Origin of the sequence: Paludibaculum fermentans (genome assembly GCF_051172195.1) — a bacterium.
In the GTDB taxonomy this organism is placed as follows: Bacteria; Acidobacteriota; Terriglobia; order Bryobacterales; family Bryobacteraceae; genus Paludibaculum; species Paludibaculum fermentans_A.
In genome coordinates this window covers 6,288,693-6,307,677 of sequence record NZ_JBPJAQ010000001.1, presented here as the reverse complement: position 1 = coordinate 6,307,677, position 18,985 = coordinate 6,288,693, and the positions used below count along the sequence as shown (strand labels likewise).

General features: G+C 61.6%; 18 protein-coding genes. 7 read left to right on the top strand and 11 right to left on the bottom strand.

All coding sequences use genetic code 11. The features are described 5' to 3' along the window. From meaB to ACR9Y2_RS25320, 11 genes are all read right to left on the bottom strand, one after another. Window positions 1-1,053: a methylmalonyl Co-A mutase-associated GTPase MeaB gene (meaB, locus tag ACR9Y2_RS25370; protein ID WP_435044503.1), complete on the bottom strand. Its 1,053-nt coding sequence runs from the start codon at window positions 1,051-1,053 to the stop codon at window positions 1-3. Next, window positions 1,043-3,184 (bottom strand): methylmalonyl-CoA mutase, encoded by a 2,142-nt coding sequence (gene scpA, locus ACR9Y2_RS25365; protein ID WP_435044502.1) that lies wholly within the window; start codon window positions 3,182-3,184, stop codon window positions 1,043-1,045. Before scpA ends, meaB begins: the two co-directional genes overlap by 11 nt. Before the next feature lie 3 nt (window positions 3,185-3,187). After that, entirely contained in the window at window positions 3,188-4,543 is a 1,356-nt protein-coding gene (locus tag ACR9Y2_RS25360) for a methylmalonyl-CoA mutase family protein (protein ID WP_435044501.1), read from the bottom strand. Then, window positions 4,536-4,985: a VOC family protein gene (locus ACR9Y2_RS25355; protein WP_435044500.1), complete on the bottom strand. Its 450-nt coding sequence runs from the start codon at window positions 4,983-4,985 to the stop codon at window positions 4,536-4,538. Before ACR9Y2_RS25355 ends, ACR9Y2_RS25360 begins: the two co-directional genes overlap by 8 nt. Window positions 4,986-5,000: 15 nt before the next feature. Then, on the bottom strand, window positions 5,001-5,387 hold the full coding sequence (locus ACR9Y2_RS25350; RefSeq protein WP_435044498.1) for a biotin/lipoyl-containing protein: 387 nt from the start codon (window positions 5,385-5,387) through the stop codon (window positions 5,001-5,003). A 14-nt stretch (window positions 5,388-5,401) separates the two neighbouring features. Beyond that, window positions 5,402-5,749: a hypothetical protein gene (locus ACR9Y2_RS25345; RefSeq protein WP_435044496.1), complete on the bottom strand. Its 348-nt coding sequence runs from the start codon at window positions 5,747-5,749 to the stop codon at window positions 5,402-5,404. 13 nt (window positions 5,750-5,762) lie between these two features. Further along, window positions 5,763-7,316: an acyl-CoA carboxylase subunit beta gene (locus ACR9Y2_RS25340; protein ID WP_435044495.1), complete on the bottom strand. Its 1,554-nt coding sequence runs from the start codon at window positions 7,314-7,316 to the stop codon at window positions 5,763-5,765. A 100-nt stretch (window positions 7,317-7,416) separates the two neighbouring features. Continuing rightward, window positions 7,417-8,928, bottom strand: coding sequence for a methylmalonyl-CoA carboxytransferase subunit 5S (locus ACR9Y2_RS25335; protein ID WP_435044494.1), 1,512 nt, complete (start codon window positions 8,926-8,928; stop codon window positions 7,417-7,419). A gap of 202 nt (window positions 8,929-9,130) precedes the next feature. Next, on the bottom strand, window positions 9,131-10,048 hold the full coding sequence (locus ACR9Y2_RS25330) for a sugar phosphate isomerase/epimerase family protein (protein ID WP_435044493.1): 918 nt from the start codon (window positions 10,046-10,048) through the stop codon (window positions 9,131-9,133). Window positions 10,049-10,063: 15 nt separating this feature from the next. After that, window positions 10,064-11,335 (bottom strand): WD40/YVTN/BNR-like repeat-containing protein, encoded by a 1,272-nt coding sequence (locus tag ACR9Y2_RS25325; protein ID WP_435044492.1) that lies wholly within the window; start codon window positions 11,333-11,335, stop codon window positions 10,064-10,066. Beyond that, window positions 11,319-11,933, bottom strand: a complete 615-nt coding sequence (locus ACR9Y2_RS25320) for a GAF domain-containing protein (protein WP_435044490.1) — start codon at window positions 11,931-11,933, stop codon at window positions 11,319-11,321. The genes ACR9Y2_RS25325 and ACR9Y2_RS25320 overlap by 17 nt, the downstream gene beginning before the upstream one ends. A 169-nt stretch (window positions 11,934-12,102) precedes the next feature. Here ACR9Y2_RS25320 and ACR9Y2_RS25315 point away from each other — a divergent pair, with 169 nt between their 5' ends. From ACR9Y2_RS25315 to ACR9Y2_RS25285, 7 genes are all read left to right on the top strand, one after another. Continuing rightward, window positions 12,103-12,654 carry a bactofilin family protein gene (locus ACR9Y2_RS25315; protein WP_435044489.1) on the top strand — a complete coding sequence of 184 codons (552 nt, stop codon included), beginning with the start codon at window positions 12,103-12,105 and terminating at the stop codon, window positions 12,652-12,654. Next, window positions 12,651-13,289, top strand: a complete 639-nt coding sequence (locus tag ACR9Y2_RS25310) for a hypothetical protein (RefSeq protein WP_435044488.1) — start codon at window positions 12,651-12,653, stop codon at window positions 13,287-13,289. The genes ACR9Y2_RS25315 and ACR9Y2_RS25310 overlap by 4 nt, the downstream gene beginning before the upstream one ends. 24 nt (window positions 13,290-13,313) lie before the next feature. Then, on the top strand, window positions 13,314-14,258 hold the full coding sequence (locus tag ACR9Y2_RS25305; protein ID WP_435044486.1) for an amidohydrolase family protein: 945 nt from the start codon (window positions 13,314-13,316) through the stop codon (window positions 14,256-14,258). Between the two features lie 32 nt (window positions 14,259-14,290). Then, window positions 14,291-16,399: a hypothetical protein gene (locus ACR9Y2_RS25300; protein ID WP_435044484.1), complete on the top strand. Its 2,109-nt coding sequence runs from the start codon at window positions 14,291-14,293 to the stop codon at window positions 16,397-16,399. Further along, on the top strand, window positions 16,396-17,145 hold the full coding sequence (locus ACR9Y2_RS25295) for a tetratricopeptide repeat protein (RefSeq protein ID WP_435044483.1): 750 nt from the start codon (window positions 16,396-16,398) through the stop codon (window positions 17,143-17,145). Before ACR9Y2_RS25300 ends, ACR9Y2_RS25295 begins: the two co-directional genes overlap by 4 nt. Window positions 17,146-17,154: 9 nt before the next feature. After that, a complete protein-coding gene (locus ACR9Y2_RS25290) occupies window positions 17,155-17,733 on the top strand; it encodes a DUF5655 domain-containing protein (protein WP_435044482.1) in 579 nt (192 codons plus the stop codon). A gap of 85 nt (window positions 17,734-17,818) precedes the next feature. Next, the gene (locus ACR9Y2_RS25285) at window positions 17,819-18,976 is read left to right on the top strand and encodes an AI-2E family transporter (protein ID WP_435044481.1); all 1,158 of its coding nucleotides are present in this window, start codon (window positions 17,819-17,821) and stop codon (window positions 18,974-18,976) included. The last annotated feature ends 9 nt before the right edge of the window (window positions 18,977-18,985 follow it).

Sequence of the window (18,985 nt, the reverse complement as noted above, 5' to 3'; positions counted from 1 at the left end):
CTATTCGGAGCCCTCGCGGGCCGGATGAAAAAGCGCCAGCAGCTCGCGGGCGGCGCTGAATGAACTGATGTGCCCTCGACGGACTTCCTCCGTCATCAGCGGCAGGCGGGCACTCACCTGTGGATCCTGTTTGAACTGGGCCTCCAGGCCAAGGCTGATCAACTCCTGCATCCAGTTGAGGGCCTGGCGGCGGCGGCGGTCGTGGAAATGCCCGTTGGCCTTCATCTGCGCACGATGCTCCAGCACCGATTCCCAGACCTCCGGCACGCCTTCGCCTGTCAGCGACGAGCACGTCAAAACCTTCGGCGACCAGCCATCCGGGCTCATCGGGAACAGGTGGAGAGCATTTGAATACTCCACGCGGGCGCGTTCGGCTCGGGGCTTATTGTCTCCATCCGCCTTGTTGATGACCATGCCATCGATCATCTCGATAATGCCGCGCTTAATGCCCTGCAGCTCATCACCCGCGCCGGAGATCATCAGCAGCAGGAAATAATCCGTCATCGACCGGACGGCCGTCTCACTTTGCCCGACTCCTACCGTCTCGACAATGACGTTCCGGAAGCCGGCGGCCTCACACAGCAGAATCGTCTCACGGGTGCGGCGGGCCACGCCGCCAAGATGGCACTTCGACGGAGAGGGGCGGATGAAGGCGTCCTCCTCCATCGACAACCGTTCCATGCGGGTCTTGTCACCGAGAATGCTGCCGCCGGAGATCGGGCTGGAGGGATCGATACTGAGAACTGCTACCTTCTCGCCGTGTTCACGGACAAGATGCAGGCCCAGGGTATCGATGAAAGTGGACTTCCCTGCCCCTGGCACTCCGGTGATCCCGATGCGCCGCGAGCCGCCGGAACGCGGAAGCACGCCTTCCAGAATTCGATCAGAGAGATCGCCGTCGGAGGGGAGCTCGCTTTCTATGACGGTGATGGCACGGGCCAGCACGACTCGATCGCCGCGCAGCACACCGTCCACATATGCTTCAGCGGACAGGCGGCCCCGTCGAGGCCGCCCGCCGCTGGATGTTGCGCCTGGCGTGGGATCAGGCGGCACTCGGCATCTCCATCAATGCCGCCAGCACCTTCTGCGCGCAGACAGGAATCACCGAACCTGGTCCAAACACATCGATCGCACCAGCCGCCTTGAGCTCGTCGTAGTCCTGGGGAGGAATCACGCCACCCACAAATACCACGATGTCCTGACGGCCCAACCGCTTCAGTTCGGCCACCAACTCTGGAACCAGCGACTTGTGGCCGCCGGCCAGGGAGCTGACACCGACTGCATGGACGTCGTTCTCGACCGCCATGCGCGCCACTTCCTTGGGCGTGGCGAAGAGCGGACCGACGTCGACATCAAAGCCGAGGTCAGCAAAGGCCGTGGCCACCACTTTGGCGCCGCGGTCATGCCCGTCCTGGCCCATTTTGGCGACCAGCAGCCGCGGCCGCCGGCCTTCCAGCCGGGAGAATTCCTCAGCGGCTTTGCTCGCCTTCTGGAACTCAGGATCGCTCTGACTCTCGCTCGAATAGACTCCGGAGATGGTGCGGTTTACCGCCTGGTAGCGGCCGTGCACTTTCTCCAGCGCCATCGAGATCTCGCCCAGCGTCGCCCGCAGGCGAGCGGCCGTGACGGCGAGTTCCAGCACGTTGCCTTCACCCGTCTCGGCGCACTTGGTGAGAGCGTCGAGTGCGGCCTGGACAGCGGCAGAGTCGCGCGTAGCCTTTACCTCGTTCAGTCGCCGGACCTGGCTCTCGCGGACAGCCTGGTTGTCGACCATCAGCACGTCGAGCTGTTCTTCCTGCTCCAGCCGGTACTTATTGATGCCGACGATCGTTTCCTTACCGGAGTCGATACGCGCCTGGCGGCGGGCCGCCGCCTCTTCGATGCGCATCTTCGGCAGGCCGGTTTCGATGGCCTTGGTCATGCCGCCCAGGGTTTCCACTTCCTGGATGAGATGCCACGCCTTCTGCATCAGCTCGTTGGTGAGAGACTCGACGTAATAGCTGCCGGCCCAGGGATCCACCACCCGGCACAGGCCGGTCTCTTCCTGCAGGTAGATCTGGGTGTTTCTCGCGATACGCGCCGAGAAGTCAGTGGGCAGCGCAATGGCTTCGTCCAGCGCGTTGGTGTGCAGCGACTGTGTATGGCCCAGCGCGGCGGCAGTGGCTTCAACTGCCGTACGCACCACGTTGTTGAACACATCCTGCGCCGTCAACGACCAGCCCGAAGTCTGCGAGTGCGTACGCAGCGCCATCGACTTCGGGTTCTTCGGGTTGAACGACTTCACGATCTTCGCCCACAGCACGCGAGCGGCGCGCATCTTGGCAATCTCCATGAAGTGGTTCATGCCGATAGCCCAGAAGAAGCTCAGGCGCGGCGCAAACTCATCCACATTCAAACCGGACTTGATTCCGGTCCGCAGGTACTCCAATCCATCGGCCAGCGTGTAGGCCAGCTCGATGTCAGCCGTCGCGCCCGCTTCCTGCATGTGGTAGCCCGAGATCGAGATGCAGTTGAACTTGGGCATCCGTTCGGAACAATACCGGAAGATGTCGCCAATGATGTGCATCGACGGAGCCGGCGGATAGATGTACGTGTTGCGGACCATGAACTCTTTCAGAATGTCGTTCTGAATGGTTCCGCTCAGCTTCTGCGTGGGCACGCCCTGCTCTTCGGCGGCCACGATGTAGAAGGCCATAATGGGCAGTACGGCCCCATTCATGGTCATCGAAACAGACATCTGGTCCAGCGGGATCTGATTGAAGAGGATCTTCATGTCCTCGACGGAATCGATAGCCACGCCGGCCTTGCCTACATCGCCCGTCACCCGTTCATGATCGCTGTCATAGCCGCGGTGCGTCGCCAGGTCGAACGCGACCGAGAGACCTTTCTGGCCGGCCGCGAGATTGCGGCGGTAGAAGGCATTCGACTCTTCGGCAGTGGAGAAGCCGGCGTACTGCCGGATCGTCCAGGGTCGCATGACGTACATCGTGGAATAGGGTCCACGCAAATACGGAGGCAGGCCCGCCGCGTACTCGAGATGCTCGAGCCCGGCCAGATCCTCCGCGGTGTAGTAAGGCTTCACCGCGATCTGCTCGTTCGTGATCCAGTTCTGGGCCGTAGCGGACGCAGGAGCGGCCTCTGGGGCCGGAGCCGCATAGTCAATCTTTGTGAAATCCGGACGCATGGCTTACTTCTCCTCCTTTCCGCCGATTCCCAGCTTGTCCTGCCACTCGTTCAGGGTGTCCACCATGTTCGAGAGCACATGAACAAAGCCAGCCACGCCAAGAGCCTTCAACTCCTCGATCTGCTCCTTGGGATTGCCTGCCACCACGACCGGCACCTTCACATTGGAACAGACTTCGCGGGCGAACTCGACGTACTCCGCATCGGAACTGCACAACACGATCAGCGCCGCGTCTGTACCGTCGTAGATCTCGCTTTCCTCGATGTCAAAGCCCGCGCAGCCGAAGAAGTTCTGGCAGAACTGGCCGCGGGCCATCTTCATCTTCAGATCGCCGCGCTTCAGCAGCAGGACCTTCGCGGTCTTGCCCGCCTGCTTCGCGTGACGTTCCGTGCGCAGCCTGATCTGTTCGATCGGCCCGGCCAGGTGCCAACCGCTGAGGATCCCGGCGTTGTCCAGCTCTTTTTCGTGGATGTCCGGGTAGTTATTGACGCCAACGAGCACCCGACGGCGCGAGGCGATGGCTTTCTCCTTGGCCGCGCGGGAAACCGCGATGGCCGCGGCAATGCTGCCCTGGGCGGCGGCAAAACCGCCTTCAGACTCAACCTGCTGGAAGAGCTTCCAGGCAGCCTGGGCTAGGGCATCGGTGAGCGCCTCAATGTAGTAGGACCCGCCGGCCGCATCGGCCACCTTATCCAGGTGCGCCTCTTCCTTGATGACAAGCTGCACGTTCTTCGCCAGGCGTTCCGGAAAACCCGTCGCCTGCACCTTCATCGAATCCGCGCCGCCCAGCACGCCGGACAGAGCCTCCGTGGTCACCCGCAGCAGGTTTGTGTAGGGGTCGTAGATGCTTTTGTTCTCCAGCGCCGTGACGGCGTGGATCCGGACAGGCGCTTCCGGCAGGCCAAACGCCGAAACCACCCGCTTCCAGAGGAGGCGGGCGGCGCGTAGTTTGGCGATTTCAACGAAGTAGTTGGAGCCGACGGCAAAGACGAAGGTCTGTGCAGGATCCGCGCCCGCGGCCAGCCGGTCGGAGCCTTCCGCTATGGCATAAGCGAGTTCCTGAACGGCCGTGGCGCCCGCTTCGTGGTGAGCGGCGGCCAGGATGGCGCGTTCCGGCGCGGGTCCCTGGGCAATCTCCCACGGGCCGGCATTCAGCGCGCGCGCAGTCTGCGCGGGCAGATTCTCGCTCCGGTAGTAGGGACGGACCGCAATGCCCTCTTCCGTCTTCCAGACCAGCCGCTTCTCGTAGTCCGCGCCCTTCAGGTCGGCGATGATTGTGGCTTCCCAGTCGGCAGTGGAGACCGGCGGAAACTCTTCCTTCAGGCGCAAGGTATCAGTGCCCGGTGCAGCATCAGGCATGGGGTGTGCCCTCCTGTACCACCTCAATGAGATAGCTGAAGTCCTTCGGATGGACGAAGAAGATCATCGTGCCGCGCGAGCCGGGTCCGGGTTCCTGCGTCAGGTTGAAGCCCTTTTCCTTCATCGCGGCGTAAGCCACGTTGATATCCTTCACCCGGAATGCGAGGTGGGCGAAACCACCCCGCCCGCCACTCTTTTCAATCTGCTTGGCCACCGGGGATTCCGGAGACAGCGGTTCCAGCAACTGGATCAGGTTCGGACCAGCGCCGATCTGCATCAGGACTTCGCGCACCTGGTGCTTGCCGTATACTTCTTCGCGGTGCAGTTCGGTGAAGCCCAGCGCCTTGTACTTCAGTACCTGCGCGTCGAGTTCACCCTGCTTGACCGCAATGGCCACGTGATCGACAAATTCGAAGCCGGCGGAAATCAGTTCGTTTACCATGACTGACTTGCCTCCTTACTCGAATTCCACGAGGACAACGCCAGCCTGGACGCCGTCGCCTGGATTCACGTTGATCTTGGAGATCTTGCCGGCCACCGGGGCCGTAATGTTGGTCTCCATTTTCATTGCTTCCAACACGAGAATGGTATCGCCGGTCTGGATGTTCTGGCCTTCCTGCGCCGAGATCTTCACAACGATGCCGGAGATCGGGCTGCGGCAAACTTTGTCTTCGTTCACGGGGACCCCGCCGTTTGCGGCGGCTGGCGCCTGCGGAGCGGCGGGCACACGCACGGCGGCCGGCTGCATCAGGTAGCCCACCGGCGGCAACTGCGGCTGCTCCGGAGCCGAGGCTTCCACCTCGACTTCATAGACTTTTTGGTCAATTGTAATCTTCAATTTCACGGCTGCTCTCCTGCTTACCTGACCCTCAGAGTGTGATGCTGTACGTTTAAGCGATGCGAGGCCTGGATGCTGACGCGGCCTTCCTGGGCCCAGGCTGTGGAACCCAGTAGACGCACGGTGCGGATGGGGGCCCGGGTGCCGAGATAAGCGGCCACCGCTGCCGACAGAGCCAGCATGATTTCGTCTGAAATCTCTTCAGGCTCCCGCAGCACCACTTTCTCTTCAGCTTCCACCTCGACGCTGCCGGAAGGAGCAGCCGCGGCCACTCCCTCCAGTTCGCCGATTTTGGCCGTCAACGCCGCCAGATGCTGACGTAACGCGTCCAGTTCCTCGCTGAGACTCTTCAGTGTGACTTTGCTCATTGAATGCCTCGCTTTACAGCGGCATCAGGCCGTGCTTCTTGCCGGGCCTGAGTTCGCGCTTCGTGTGCAGGTATTCCAATGCCTGCGCGATCACCTTGCGGGTGTCGGCCGGCTCGATGATGTCGTCCACCAGCCGACGGCCGGCAGCGACGAACGGATTGGAGAAGGCTTCGCGGTACTGGTCGATCATCTCCTTGCGCTTGCCAACCTTATCGGTGGCTTCGCTGATCTCTTTGCGGAAGACGATCTCGGCCGCGCCCTCGGCGCCCATGACGGCGATTTCCGCGGTGGGCCAGGCGTAGCTGCGGTCAGCACCAAGATCCTTGCAGCACATCGCGAGGTAAGCTCCACCGTAGGCTTTGCGCAGGATCACCGTGATCTTGGGCACCGTCGCGGCGGAGTAAGCAAACAGCATCTTGGCGCCGTGACGGATGATGCCGCCGTATTCCTGCTGCACGCCAGGCAGGAAGCCGGGGACGTCCACCAGGGTGACGAGCGGGATATTGAATGCGTTGCAGAAGCGGATGAACCGCGCGCCCTTGCTGCTGGCGTCGATGTCGAGCACGCCGGCCTGCACTGCGGGCTGGTTGGCAATGATTCCGATGCTGCGGCCGCAAATGCGTGCAAAGCCAATCACGATGTTCGCCGCATGGCCAGCCTGGACTTCCAGGAAGTCGCCGTTGTCGACGATCCGCAGGATGACGTCGCGCACGTCATACCCCTTCTTGCCATCCACCGGGACGATGGTGGCCAGTTCCGGGTTTGGTTCGCAGCTATACTCGCCCGGCATCTCGGGCGGATCTTCCAGGTTGTTCGACGGCAGGAAGCTGAGCAGCTTCTGGCACAACAGCAGCGCTTCCTTGTCGTCTTCCGCGATGAAATGGATCACACCCGACTTCGCCATATGCGCGTCCGGTCCACCCAGGTCGTCGGCTGTCACCGTTTCGCCCGTCACCTGCTTGATGACCTGCGGACCGGTGATGAACATCTGCGCCTTGCGGGTCTGGATAATAAAGTCAGTGAGGGCCGGGGAGTAGGCCGCGCCGCCAGCGCAGGGTCCGCAGATGAGCGAGATCTGGGGCACAGCGCCGCTCAGCATCACATTGGTATAGAAGACCTTACCGTAACCGGAGAGCGAATCGATACCTTCCTGAACGCGAGCTCCACCCGAGTCGTTGATGAAGACAAACGGGGAGCCGGTCTTCAGCGACTGCATCATCGCTTCGGACACCTTAGTGGAGTGAAGTTCGCCGGCCGAACCGCCCAGAACCGTGAAGTCCTGGCTGGCCACATGCACCAGCCGGCCGTGGACTGCCGCGGAACCGGTCACCACACCGTCGGCTGCCGTTTCTTTGCCTGCCATTCCGAACAAGGTCGCCCGGTGCTGCGCAAACAGGCCCGTCTCCATGAACGAACCCTTGTCCACCAGCCCGTCCACTCGTTCGCGCGCCGTCATTTTGCCACTGGCGCGGTGCTTGTCCAGCTTGTCCGCGCCGCCGCCGAGCATTACCTGCTCGCGTTTCTTGCGAAGTTCTTCAACCCGAATATCCATCGATTTGATCGACATGAATCCTACCTCAAACTCTTAAATTCCAGATTCCTGCTGAGCCGGAGTACTCCATTCACAGTTCCTCCGGCCCGGGCCGCGTCGAACCTCAACCTCCGCGTTAGGCGGAAGGCGCCACAGTCACCTTGTGCGTCTTGCCGTTCAGCTTGACGTCGTAGGAGATGGTGGACATCACCGGCCCCTTGCCGGTCTCGGCGTTTCCGCCTGGCGCCGGAGCGGCGGCGGGCTTGGCCGAGGGGTCCTTGCCGAGGTTCTTCGGACCCTCCTGTCTGGTGGAAAAGAACTTAGGCGCCACTTGGGGGAACATGGCGTAGGTCAGGACATCTTCATCCGAGCCATTGCAGCCCTTCAGGGCGAGACCTGAGGAGCGGAGCTGGTCCCATTCCGGCTTCAACAGGTCAGCCGGCCGGCAGGTGATGGGATTCTTCTTGGCCTGTTTGTGAGAGAGGTTGATCACTTCGGGGTCACGCTGGCCCAGCGTTGTGCCGTAGTAGCCCAGCATGAGGTCGGCGAACTCGCCCGTCAGGACCTTGTAGCGGCCCATCATCACGTTGAAAACTGCTTGCGTTCCAACGATTTGGCTGGAGGGCGTGACCAGCGGGGGATAGCCGGCGTCTTTGCGGACTCTCGGCACTTCCAGCAGCACTTCCTTCAGCCGGTCCGCGGCGCCCTGCTGTTTCAGCTGGCTCTCCATGTTGGAGATCATGCCACCAGGGATCTGGCTGTCAAAGATCTCGGTTTCAACGCCCGTAATGTTGGACAGGTACTCTTTGTAACGCGGCCGGATGCCGGCGAAGTATTCCTTGACCTTCAACAGGCGACTCTTGTCCAGTTTCGTGACGTACGGCGTGCCTTCCAACATCTCCACGAGACTTTCCGTGGGATTGTGGCCCGGTCCCAGGCTCAAGCTCGAGATGGCGGTGTCGACGCAATCGGCGCCCGCTTCGATCGCCTTCATCAGGCTGACGAGGGTAACGCCCGTGGTTGCATGCACATGCACGTGAACCCGCAACTCTTCGCCGCAAGCTTCCTTGATCGCCTTGACGATGTCGTAAGCCGGTTGCGGCTTCAGCAGCGCGGCCATGTCCTTGATACAAATGGAATCGCAACCCAGGTCGACCAACTGCTCGGCCATCTCAACATACCCTGTGACGGTATGCAGAGGGCTCACGGTGTAGCAAATGGTGCCCTGCGCATGCTTCCCGGCTCTCTTGACGGCCTTGATGGCCTGGCGGACGTTGCGGATGTCATTCAGCGCGTCAAACACGCGGAAGACGTCCATGCCATTTTCGGCGGCCTTGTCAACAAATCGGTCGACCACACCATCTTCATAATGGCGGTAACCCAACAGATTCTGACCGCGCAATAACATCTGCAGGCGGGAATTCGGTAAAAGCTTGCGGAACGTACGGAGACGCTCCCAGGGATCTTCATTGAGAAAACGAATGCAGGAGTCAAACGTGGCCCCGCCCCAACACTCAACGGACCAATAGCCGGCCTTGTCGATGTCTTCGCACGCAGGAACCATGTCCTCCATCGCCATGCGGGTCGCCATCAGGCTCTGATGAGCGTCCCTCAGAATGAGCTCGGTCACTTCGATCGTCTTAGGCATGTATGATTACCTTCTATGACAGTTTTACCGCCAAATGACCCTCGCGCGGCCTCTGTCCCCTTCAGAATATCAGACCTTGATGTCCTGTGGGAATTCTCAACACTTGCGAGACTCGGGTAACCACTCCGGCCGGAGCCACGCCCCTGACAGAAGGAACACCACCGATGAGGTAGAGGCTCGCCCTTGCGAGCGAGCCATTGGTCTAGGAAAACGCCTGGCGTAACACTTCGTAGCTTTTCGCTACCGCTGTCTTCGGGGTCTCCTTGCCTTCCATTTCCAGGCTCACCCAACCGTTGTAGTTGGCCTTGCGCAGGATCCCGGCAATGCGCTTATAGTCGAGGTCAAGCGTATACCACTCGCCACCGCCATAGTAAGTCTTGGCTTGGACGATGGTTGCTTTCGGCGCCAGGCGCTCAATGCCGGCATACGGGTCGCCGGGATAGTTCCCCGTATCCATGTTGATGCCCAGCCAGGGTGAGTTCACCTTCGCGTGGATGTTCAGCAGGTTGTCGATGCTCGTTGTCAGCCCCCAGTGGTTCTCCAACGCGAGCATGACGCCCAGTTTCTCGCATGTGGGCAGGCACTTCTCAATCGAGGAGACACACCACCCAATGGCATCTTCGAGCTTGTACCCGGGCAGCGGCGGTTCGTCGCCCTTCACCTTCATCAGGTCGTTGAAATCCGGAATGGTCTTCCACCGCCCCGAGTTCAGGCGCACGCAGGGAATCCCCATGCGGGCGGCGAGTTCCAGGCAGCGCACGGTGTGGTCGATCATCTTCGCGCGTTCGTCAGCAGCAGGGGAAACGAAGTCCTGGTGGATGGACAGCATGGGCATGCTCAAGCCCAGGGTGAAGGCGCGCTTCTTGAGCGAGTTCACATAGGCGGGCGACTCATCGGTCATCTGGCGGTGAAGGATCTCGACGCCGTCGAAACCCTGGCGGGCAGCATCCTCGATCACATCTTCGATCGGATACTTCGTCGGCTTGAAGTGCCAGTAGGAGTAAGTGGAAACAGCGAGCTGGATTCGGCGCTGCGCTTTGGACTGGGCGGCAACTTGAACGGGAGCAGCCGCCAAGGCAGCCGCGCCGGCGCTAAACAGGCTTCGGCGAGACAGTGACATCTGGCAAGACTACCACTAGCCGAGCTTCAGAATCACCCCCTCGCTGGTGGCCGCCCAAATATGGCTGTCATCGACATAAGCCAGCACCGCCCGGACGCCGGAAGCATGATAGTCCACACGCATCTCCCGCCATTCAGACCCTGTGTCCTGGAAGATGCGCAACTTGCCCGGAATAGGACTGGTGCGCATGCGGCCGCGCGTCTCGATAGCGGCCACCAGGCCTCCGCCGAGGGCCAGCGGCACAGCATCGTAGACAAAAACATCCTTGCGGCGGAAGTACGGCCGGTTCGAGCCTCCGCGCAGGTTCACAACATAAACCTCGGAGGAGAAATCCATGCTCTCGCCATATTGAAAGAGCGTCAGAGCCATGCTGCCGCCGCGCATCCTGACTACGTGGCCAAACGAGGAAACCATCGAAGGTTTCCAAGTGGTGCCCCCATCCCTGGTTTCCAAGACGATCGTTGAGCCCGGCACCGCCCGCCGCCGCATCGCCCGCTCGGGGATCATCCAATCCGGCAGCCGTGACCCTTCTGGCGGAGGAGCGGCGGAAGTCCCCACGAGAATGCCGTTTTTCGCCCCGATCCAGTTCATCCAGGCCCATTCCGTGTTCTCCGGCTTAAGCTTCAGGGCGCTCGCTTCCGGCACCTCGGCCCAGTTCATGCCGCCATCGATGGTGCGGTACACATTCAACCCGGCACCGAAGGCCCAGCCGTTTTTGTCGTCTATGAAGTGGACGCGCGCAATCTCGGCTTCCTTCTTGGTCTTGGGCAGCTTGCGCTTCTCCCAGCTGACTCCGCTCTCGTTGGAATACCATAGCGAGCCCTGGCAGACGCAAAAGTACCTTGACTCGTCCAGGAGGAACAGCGAGTAGGGCAAATCCTTCATCTTGACTTGCGTCCAATGCAGGCCGCCATCGCGAGTAACCAGGGCGAAGTTCTCGCCCCTGCCCTTGCGCACCATTCCACCCACTGCAATGCCCCGTTCCGCCGAAGCGAATCGCAGGTCGTTCAATACGACGTCGGTATCGTCCTGGTCAAACTGGTACTGCATGCGCCAGCGCATCCCGCCATACGGCTTCGTGGATGCATCCGCCCGCGCCACATGCCCCATGGGGATCTCCGCGGCTCGCGCCGAGTACATCCCCTCCGCAATATCGTCGCGGCCCTTCTTCGGCTCCGCCTTCGCCGGTGGCTTGGAGTCCTGGCCAGCCGCAATCCCCAACCCACAGGCCCCAGCCAGGAAAGCTCGCCGGCTTGCCTGGTAGAGGTCTTCAGCTTTTCTCTTCATCTTCCCCTCGCCGTGCGATGTGACCATGGGAACGGACGAGCTCCACATGATTCGCCTCTTCAATGGTACTTGGCGACATCCGCGCCAACACCAGCAGACAGCCTACCTGTTCTCCAATGGTCGTCAGCAACTCCATCTCCGCGCCGGTGTGACGGTGCGGCGTGCGGTGCTGCACATTCAGTACACCCACCACCCGATTGCGCGCAATCACGGGCGAAGAGAGGAAGGCCTCGTAGGTATCTTCGGGCAATTCCGAGAACGCCTTAAATCGCGAATCCTTATAGGCTTCCATGCCGAGAGCCAGCAGTTTCCTCTCGCGCGCCACCCACCCCGTCAACCCTTCGCTCAGCTTCAGCCGGACAGTTCCAATTTGCGACGGGTGTGGGCTGGAGGTGGCGCATAACACCAGTTCTTCGCGGTCCAGAAGGTAGAGCAGGCACGAATCACAGTCAGTGAAGTCGTGGACCAGCTTGACGATGGCTTGCAGAGTATCGGCCAGGCTCAGTTCGCGCACCATCAGACGGCTTACCCGCTGGTAGACGCCCAACTGCTGCTCAAGCCGTTCGAGTCTCGCTTCCAGATCCTTCGCTTTTGACACGCTGCCATTATGCCAATTCACGGTCCCGGATGCTTCCACCCCCTCGATGGGCATTGCGTTCGCCGCCTTTGGACCTCTACCATAGGAACAATCCGGCAGGCCTTAGCAATTTATGCCGCTATTTGCGGCTGCAGCCTTGGGGGTCCAAGGACACAGGAGACTGTTAGACATGTGGAACCGCAATAAAAAGGAAGACGACATCCAGTACCGGCCTTCGTCACCGGCGCCAGCTGCATCGGAGCAAAGCAGGGAGGCTATTCCAGTGAGTGCTTATCCCACGAGGCAGACCGAGTACGGTTCCGCCCGGGTGACCGCCTCCATCGGCAAGAGCCTCGTCATCAACGGACATATCCAGGGCAAGGAAGATCTGGTGATCGATGGACGCCTCGAAGGCAACGTCGACCTGCCGGAAAACCGCCTCACCGTGGGCGCCACCGGCCATGTCCAGGGCGGAATCCGCGCTCGCGAGATCGTCGTAGTCGGCACCGTTCAGGGCAATATGGAAGCCAGCGAACGGGTCGAGATCAAGAAGGGTGCGCGCGTCATCGGCGACCTGAAAGCGCAGCGGCCCGTCATCGAGGACGAAGCGTACTTCAAGGGCAACGTCGAAACCATCCGCATCGACACGCCCAAACCCGCCCCCAAGCCGCAACAACCCGCGCCGCCCATCGTGGACGCGCAGGCCGCCCCTGAAACAAAACCGGAGATCAAGCGCGGATGAACTGGCGCCCTCAGCCGCCATCCTCCAGCACTACCTCCTCTTCGAATGTTCCGGCAGGAGCAAGGCGATCCTACGCCTTGGAGAGCCTGACGAATCTCCTGCGCACGCAGGAAGGGCTCCAGATCCTCGACCTCGGCGGACTCAACCAGGCCAATCTCGACTTCGTGACTGGCCTGGGCCACCGCTTGTACGCCGAAGACATCGTCAAAGCCTGCGACGCCTTCTTCTCCAAGCAGGAGTTCGCCACTAAACACTTCGATTCCCATCGCATCGCCCAGTTCATCGACGAGACCTTCGATTTCCCCGACCAGTCCTCCGACGGCGCGCTCGTCTGGGACGTCCTCCAATTCCTGCCCAATCCCATTGCCCAGGCGGTGCTCGACCGCCTCTATCGCATCCTCGCTCCGGATTCCTTCCTGCTGGCGTTCTTTCACCCCGAATCGGGTGGACCCGCAGCCAAACCGCACTCCTGCCGCATCATTGATGCCCGCCACCTGATGTTCATGCCCAGGGAATCCGCCCGCACCATTGAGCTCTACACCACCCGTTCCATCGAGCGCTTCTTCCATCAGTTCGCCTCGGTGAAATTCTTCCTCACCCGCGAGAACCTGCAGGAAGTGATCGTCAAGCGGTAGGATTCATCGCGCTACAATTCGACGATGAACCGCAGGCAGTTCGTCGGCGCCTCCGCCATGATGCAGGCCTTGCCCGCCCAGCCCCGGCCAATCCCGATCATCGACACCCACGTACATCTTTTCGATCCGCGACGTCCCGGCGGCATCCCCTGGCCCCCCAAAGACGATACGGCCCTCTACAAGCCCGCCTTGCCAGACCGCTACCGCGCCATCTCAGCGCCTTTCGGCATCCGCGGCGCCATCGAAGTGGAAGCCAGCCCACGACGCGAGGACAACGACTGGGTCCTCCAAACCATTCAGGACGAACCTCTCTTTCTGGGCACCATCGGGAGCCTGGAACCGGCGGAGCCCGGCTTCACGCACAACCTCCAGACTTACCTCAGGAACCCGCTCTTCCTCGGCATCCGCTACGGCAACCTCTGGTCGCGCGATCTCGGAGCCTCCCTCGCCAAACCGGACTTCGTGGTGGGCATGAAAAGTATTGCCGACGCCGGTCTGATCCTGGACACCGCCAATCCGACCCCTGCCCTACTCGCCGATGTCGTCAAACTCACCGATGCCGTGCCAACCCTCCGCGTTATACTCGATCACCTGCCGCAACTCGTCGCCCCCACTCAACCAGCAGCCCGCCGCGCCTACGAAGCAACGGTGCGACAACTCACCCAGCGGCCCCAGGTGTTCATAAAAGTTTCCAGCGTCCTGCGGCGCGTCGACGGCAAGGTCCCCACGGATCCGGCCTTCTACAAGCCGCGTCTCGACGAGCTCTGGGAGCAGTTTGGGGCAGACCGACTGGTCTACGGCAGCGATTGGCCCAACAGCGACCACTGGGCCGAGTACCCGCAGGTGTTCCGGATCGTGGACGACTACTTCCGCAAGAGAGGCCCGGAAGCGGCAGAGAAGTACTTCTGGAAGAACTCAAAAACTGCCTATCGCTGGAAGAAACGGAGTAACGAACAGCCCGGCGCTTGATCCCTTTCGCCCGCAACTTGCGCGTCCTGAGTGTGCGCAAACTTCTCCTGCGGGCTCAGACAGGGCTTGCCCTCATTATTCTTGCCCAAGTGGCGCCTCTACTGCTCCAGGCGCAATCCTCAAAATGGTGGCGGAAAGTCGAAGGTTTCGAAGGCACCTTCACCACTCATCGCAAAGTCACCGGCTCCGGCGGCAGCAACCAGCTGACGAGCAGCCACTCGATCTTCACGGAAGCATCGGGTAGGATCCTGCTGAACCGCTGGGACAGCAACCGCCAAGCCTGGACGGGCACGGTCACCGGGACCTTCCGTGTCGACAACACCCTGATGCGCGATGACAAAGCGTGCCGAAACGACGTCACCATTGTCGCGAACGGCCCGCTCATTCGCCCGCCGGACTCCTCTCCCTTGGAAGCGCTGCTCTTCTTCGAGGATGACGGCACCTACTACTTCCAGATCAACTACGCTTCCTCGCCGGCGACCGAGACTACTGTCGGCGTCTGCGTCTTCGGCAGCGGCACGGAAGTGCGCACGGTCACCGAGACCTGGTATCCGGAGTTCTATCACTATGGCACGCACCAACCCATCCCCAGCCAACCGGGCCGCCTCAACTTCAGCGGCCGCGTCGATGACCTCGGCGACGTCGGCTGGGGCATCCTCTTCGATGGCCCGAATCTCGCCGACAGTTTCCCCTTCGACGTCACCTGGAACATTCAGCCCATCGGTATGCCCGAAGAGGTGGAAGTCCTCATCAGCGACAACTTTGAGCAGTTCCGGCCCACTGCTGCCACAGGAGGTGGACTCGGTGGACAGGTGACCCTGAACGCCCGCCTCCACGCCAAGACGGGTGAGTTGAAGGAGAAGGCGACCCAGTTCCGCTGGCAGTTCGCACACGTATCCCGCGAGCCCGGCTACGCCTTGAATGCGCCCCTGCTGCAGCCCGGCACCGATCCGGATCTGCGTTTCGAACCCGACGGAAACGTCGTGGTGAACTCCGGCGACGGTCTCTCCGCGGAGACCCCTCCCGGCGAATACACCGAGAGCTCGGCCGTCGCGGGCTCCTACGACTGGGGCGGCTTCGGCCGCTTCACCGTCACCGCCGTGATGGAAGATGGCCGCGAAATCCGCGGCTACCTCGAGACCGATCCCGCCCAGACGGAAGTACGGCTGCCCAAGCGCGCGGACGGTGATCTGATCGCCAAGGTCTGGCGCGACCAGTCGGGCGTGGGGTCCCTGTCTGATTCGTCCGACCAGGAGGATGTTCCGGCCGGAGATGGCAACAATGGCGACGGCCTGACGCTCTACGAGGAATACCGCGGCTTCATCGAGAACGGCCGGCACATTGAGGGTGACCCGAAGCGAAAGGACTACTTCGCGCTGAATCGCGCCGGCGGCGTAGTGGCTGCCGGACTCAGGACGTTCGAAACGCTGACCGGTTTGAAGGTTCATGGCCGCCTCCAGCCTTCAGAACTTCCAGCCAATCGCGTCATCAACTCAAATCATGCCGCTACGCCCCACCAGGTCGATCAACATGCCGTGATCCTCGAAGCCGACAGCTCAGTCCAGGGCTACGCGCAGGCGTTCGGCGGGCCAGGCACCCCGGGACTCATCACCAAGGTCGTACTACCTATGCTCACCGGGGCGGAGGCCGCGGACGAAATCCAGTACCTGGGCGACTCAATGGTCCACGAACTCCTGCACACCGTAAACGTATATCATCACGGCGAAGCGCTGGAGCAGAGCGTCACCTGGTCGGGCAACGCCACAAATGGCTACTTCGAAACAGCCAACGGCACAAAGAAGCCCATCCGGATCCAGTATGAGAATGGAGCTCCCTACACCAGGGATCTGGGCGCCGGTCGCCCCATCCTTCTCGGCCCCTATGGCAGTCCATACTCCGGCGTCGATACCTGCATCATGCGTTACGACGCGGCCAAGGGCTATCCTTCCCAAACCGATCCCGACCTGCGCTACCGCAGCGACGAGATCCCCGGACACCAGCTATGCAACACTACCGCCGGCACCGGCGTGAACGATCCCGGCCACCAACCGCAGTCCCGCTTTGGTCCCGCAGCCCCCAACCGCGGCAATTGCGCCGGCCAGATCCTGGTCAATGACGCTGTGCAGGCACCCGTACGATGAAACCCACACTCCTCCTACTCATGACATTGGCCGCGTTGTCGGCGCAGACCCAGGATCCGCCCTCTCTGGAGATCACGATCGCCCTCAACGGACGTGATGGCGCGGCGCTCGAGCCCGGCGAGGCCCTCATCGTCGCTGCCGGCTTTCTCTCCACCGCACAAACTCAGGAACGGGCGGCTGCGGCGACGCTGTCCCTCTGGAAGCCGGATGGAACGCAGCTTGAGAACGCATTACACGAGCGAGAGGCCACCGCCCAACTGGCAGAGGGACAGGAGCTGGTCCTCCGCGTTTGGACGCTCGCTCCTGAAGTGACCGCCGGCCTCGCTCCCGGTGAATACCTGATTTGGCTCGAGACACCAGGCCAGCCGCCGGCCCAGGCTCGATTCAGGGTGGAAGCCTCTATCCCCGCCGGCGACATCGACCATGCGGCCATGCGGCGCCTGATCCTCTCTCGCTGGTTTGAACTGGAGGGACAATTCGAGCACGCCATCGCCCAAGCCGAGGAGCTCATCGCCCTCCAGCCCGCGAATCTGGCGGCGCGCCTTCGAAAGTCCGACGCCCTCAGTACCGCCGGACGCCTGGAAGAGGCGCTGGCAACTCTGGATGACGCCGAGCGCCAGTATGTCGCTCTGCATCCCGAGGGCGCCCATCCGCCAGTGTTGATCTATCAACGCCAGGACAAACTCCTGAATTCGCTGGGCCGTGGGGATGCTACCCTGGACAGAGTTTCCACCCGGAAGCGCTGAAAGGGGCTTATGAGTATTGTCGACCAGGCCCTGCAGACCCAACTGCGGAATATCCAGGCAAAGACCCAGAAAACGTTCGAGCAGCTCAGCTCAATCGTCCTCAACAGCGGGCTCAGCAAGCACGGCGAGATCGTCGCCATGCTCAAGCAGGATCTCGGCCTCGGCCACGGAGACGCAAATACGCTCACTCACATGGTCCTGCGGGCCGCCAGTGCGCCGGCGGAACCGAAGGCGGCCTCTGGCGCGAGCGATGCCGTCCTGGATGAAATCTACACCGGACCGAAGGCTGCCCTGCGGCCCATTCACGACAAGCTGATGGCCGCCATCAACGGCTTCGGAGAATTCGAGATCGCCCCCAAGAAGGGCTACGTCAGCCTGCGGCGCAAAAAACAATTCGCCATGATCGGGCCGGCCACCAACACCAGGGTCGAAGTTGGGCTCAATATGAAGGACTTTCCGGGCACCCCACGCCTGGAGTTGCAGCCGCCCAAAGGGATGTGCAGCCACAAAGTGAAAGTGACCGGCGCCGACCATGTGGACGAGGAACTCATAGCCTGGCTCCAAAACGCCTACGACGGAGCTGCCTGACCCGTCCCGGTTGTATTCGCTCCGGAGCAGCTTCCCAGGATACACTTAGGTCTTCCACCGTCCTCTCCATGGGGCAGCTCCGAAGATGGCTCATTCCAGCGCACAGGCCGACAAGCAGTCCATGCAGATCCCAGTGGTCCTGGCCACTGTGCTGCTGGTCATGGTCTTGTTGTACCTGGGGCGCGTCTTCTTCATTACGCTGATCTCGGCTATTCTGCTCGCCTTCCTGCTGGAGCCCATCGTCAATTTCGGCATCCGCTTCCGCATCCCCCGCGGAGCCTCCAGTTTCCTCGCCTGCACGTTCATGCTGGGCATCCTCTACCTCATGGGCCTCGGCCTGTGGACCCAGGTGGTGGGCCTCTGGGAAGATCTGCCAACCTACAGCAAACGCGTCACGGAACTGGTCGACGCCGCTGCCCAACAGTTGGAAGGTCTCGAGAAAACGGCCCAGGAACTGCTCGTGCCCAAACGGTTGCGCGAAGCTCAACCCCAGCCGCAGCCTGAGCCGCCCAAATCGGCCAGCAAAAAGCGCCGGATCCAGCCGGCCACTCCAGACCAGCCACCGCCCATCCAGGAAGTCCGCATCCGGCAGGACGACAGCCAACTGGTCGCCGTCATTTACTCGCACCTCAGCGACTTCTACGACGCGGCCCTGATGGCCTCATTCGTGCCCTTCCTCGTCTATTTCCTATTGAGCTGGCGCGATCACTTCCGCCGCAGCGTCCTGCAGATCATCGCCACCGACAGCAAGCGGGAAAACATCCAGCGCGCCTGGGACGGCATCGCCAACGTTGCCCGGGCTTACCTGGTCGGCAATTTCCTCCTGGGCCTCGTCCTGGCCGCCGCCAGCGCCGTCTTCTTCTGGTTTGTGAAGCTACCCTACTGGCAGGTGGTCGGCCCCTTGAGCGGCTTCCTGAGCCTGATCCCTTACCTGGGCATGCCGCTGGCCGTCATCCCGCCATTCGTAGCCGCGCTGCCCGTCTATTCGGGCCTCAGCGCTTACCTCATCATCGGGGCCACCACAGCCTTGTTCCACCTGATCGCGCTGAACCTGCTGTACCCGAAACTCGTGGGCGCCCGGGTCCACCTGAATCCCCTGGTGGTGACCGTCGCGCTAATGCTGTGGTACCTGCTGTGGGGCGGCGCCGGCCTGATCCTGGCCATCCCCATTACGGCTGGCCTGAAAGCCGCTTTCGAGAACATCCCTTCGCTGCGCGGAATCGGGCGGATCCTCGGCGATTGAAACCAGAAT

Coding starts and splice junctions, on each gene's coding strand:
- ACR9Y2_RS25330 (WP_435044493.1), bottom strand. CDS start 10,048: ATGTCACTGTCTCGCCGAAGCCTGTTTAGCGCCGGCGCGGCTGCCTTG.
- ACR9Y2_RS25310 (WP_435044488.1), top strand. CDS start 12,651: ATGAACTGGCGCCCTCAGCCGCCATCCTCCAGCACTACCTCCTCTTCG.
- ACR9Y2_RS25325 (WP_435044492.1), bottom strand. CDS start 11,335: ATGAAGAGAAAAGCTGAAGACCTCTACCAGGCAAGCCGGCGAGCTTTC.
- ACR9Y2_RS25315 (WP_435044489.1), top strand. CDS start 12,103: ATGTGGAACCGCAATAAAAAGGAAGACGACATCCAGTACCGGCCTTCG.
- ACR9Y2_RS25345 (WP_435044496.1), bottom strand. CDS start 5,749: ATGAGCAAAGTCACACTGAAGAGTCTCAGCGAGGAACTGGACGCGTTA.
- ACR9Y2_RS25295 (WP_435044483.1), top strand. CDS start 16,396: ATGAAACCCACACTCCTCCTACTCATGACATTGGCCGCGTTGTCGGCG.
- ACR9Y2_RS25360 (WP_435044501.1), bottom strand. CDS start 4,543: ATGCCTGATGCTGCACCGGGCACTGATACCTTGCGCCTGAAGGAAGAG.
- ACR9Y2_RS25355 (WP_435044500.1), bottom strand. CDS start 4,985: ATGGTAAACGAACTGATTTCCGCCGGCTTCGAATTTGTCGATCACGTG.
- ACR9Y2_RS25340 (WP_435044495.1), bottom strand. CDS start 7,316: ATGTCGATCAAATCGATGGATATTCGGGTTGAAGAACTTCGCAAGAAA.
- ACR9Y2_RS25335 (WP_435044494.1), bottom strand. CDS start 8,928: ATGCCTAAGACGATCGAAGTGACCGAGCTCATTCTGAGGGACGCTCAT.
- ACR9Y2_RS25305 (WP_435044486.1), top strand. CDS start 13,314: ATGAACCGCAGGCAGTTCGTCGGCGCCTCCGCCATGATGCAGGCCTTG.
- ACR9Y2_RS25285 (WP_435044481.1), top strand. CDS start 17,819: ATGGCTCATTCCAGCGCACAGGCCGACAAGCAGTCCATGCAGATCCCA.
- ACR9Y2_RS25290 (WP_435044482.1), top strand. CDS start 17,155: ATGAGTATTGTCGACCAGGCCCTGCAGACCCAACTGCGGAATATCCAG.
- scpA (WP_435044502.1), bottom strand. CDS start 3,184: ATGCGTCCGGATTTCACAAAGATTGACTATGCGGCTCCGGCCCCAGAG.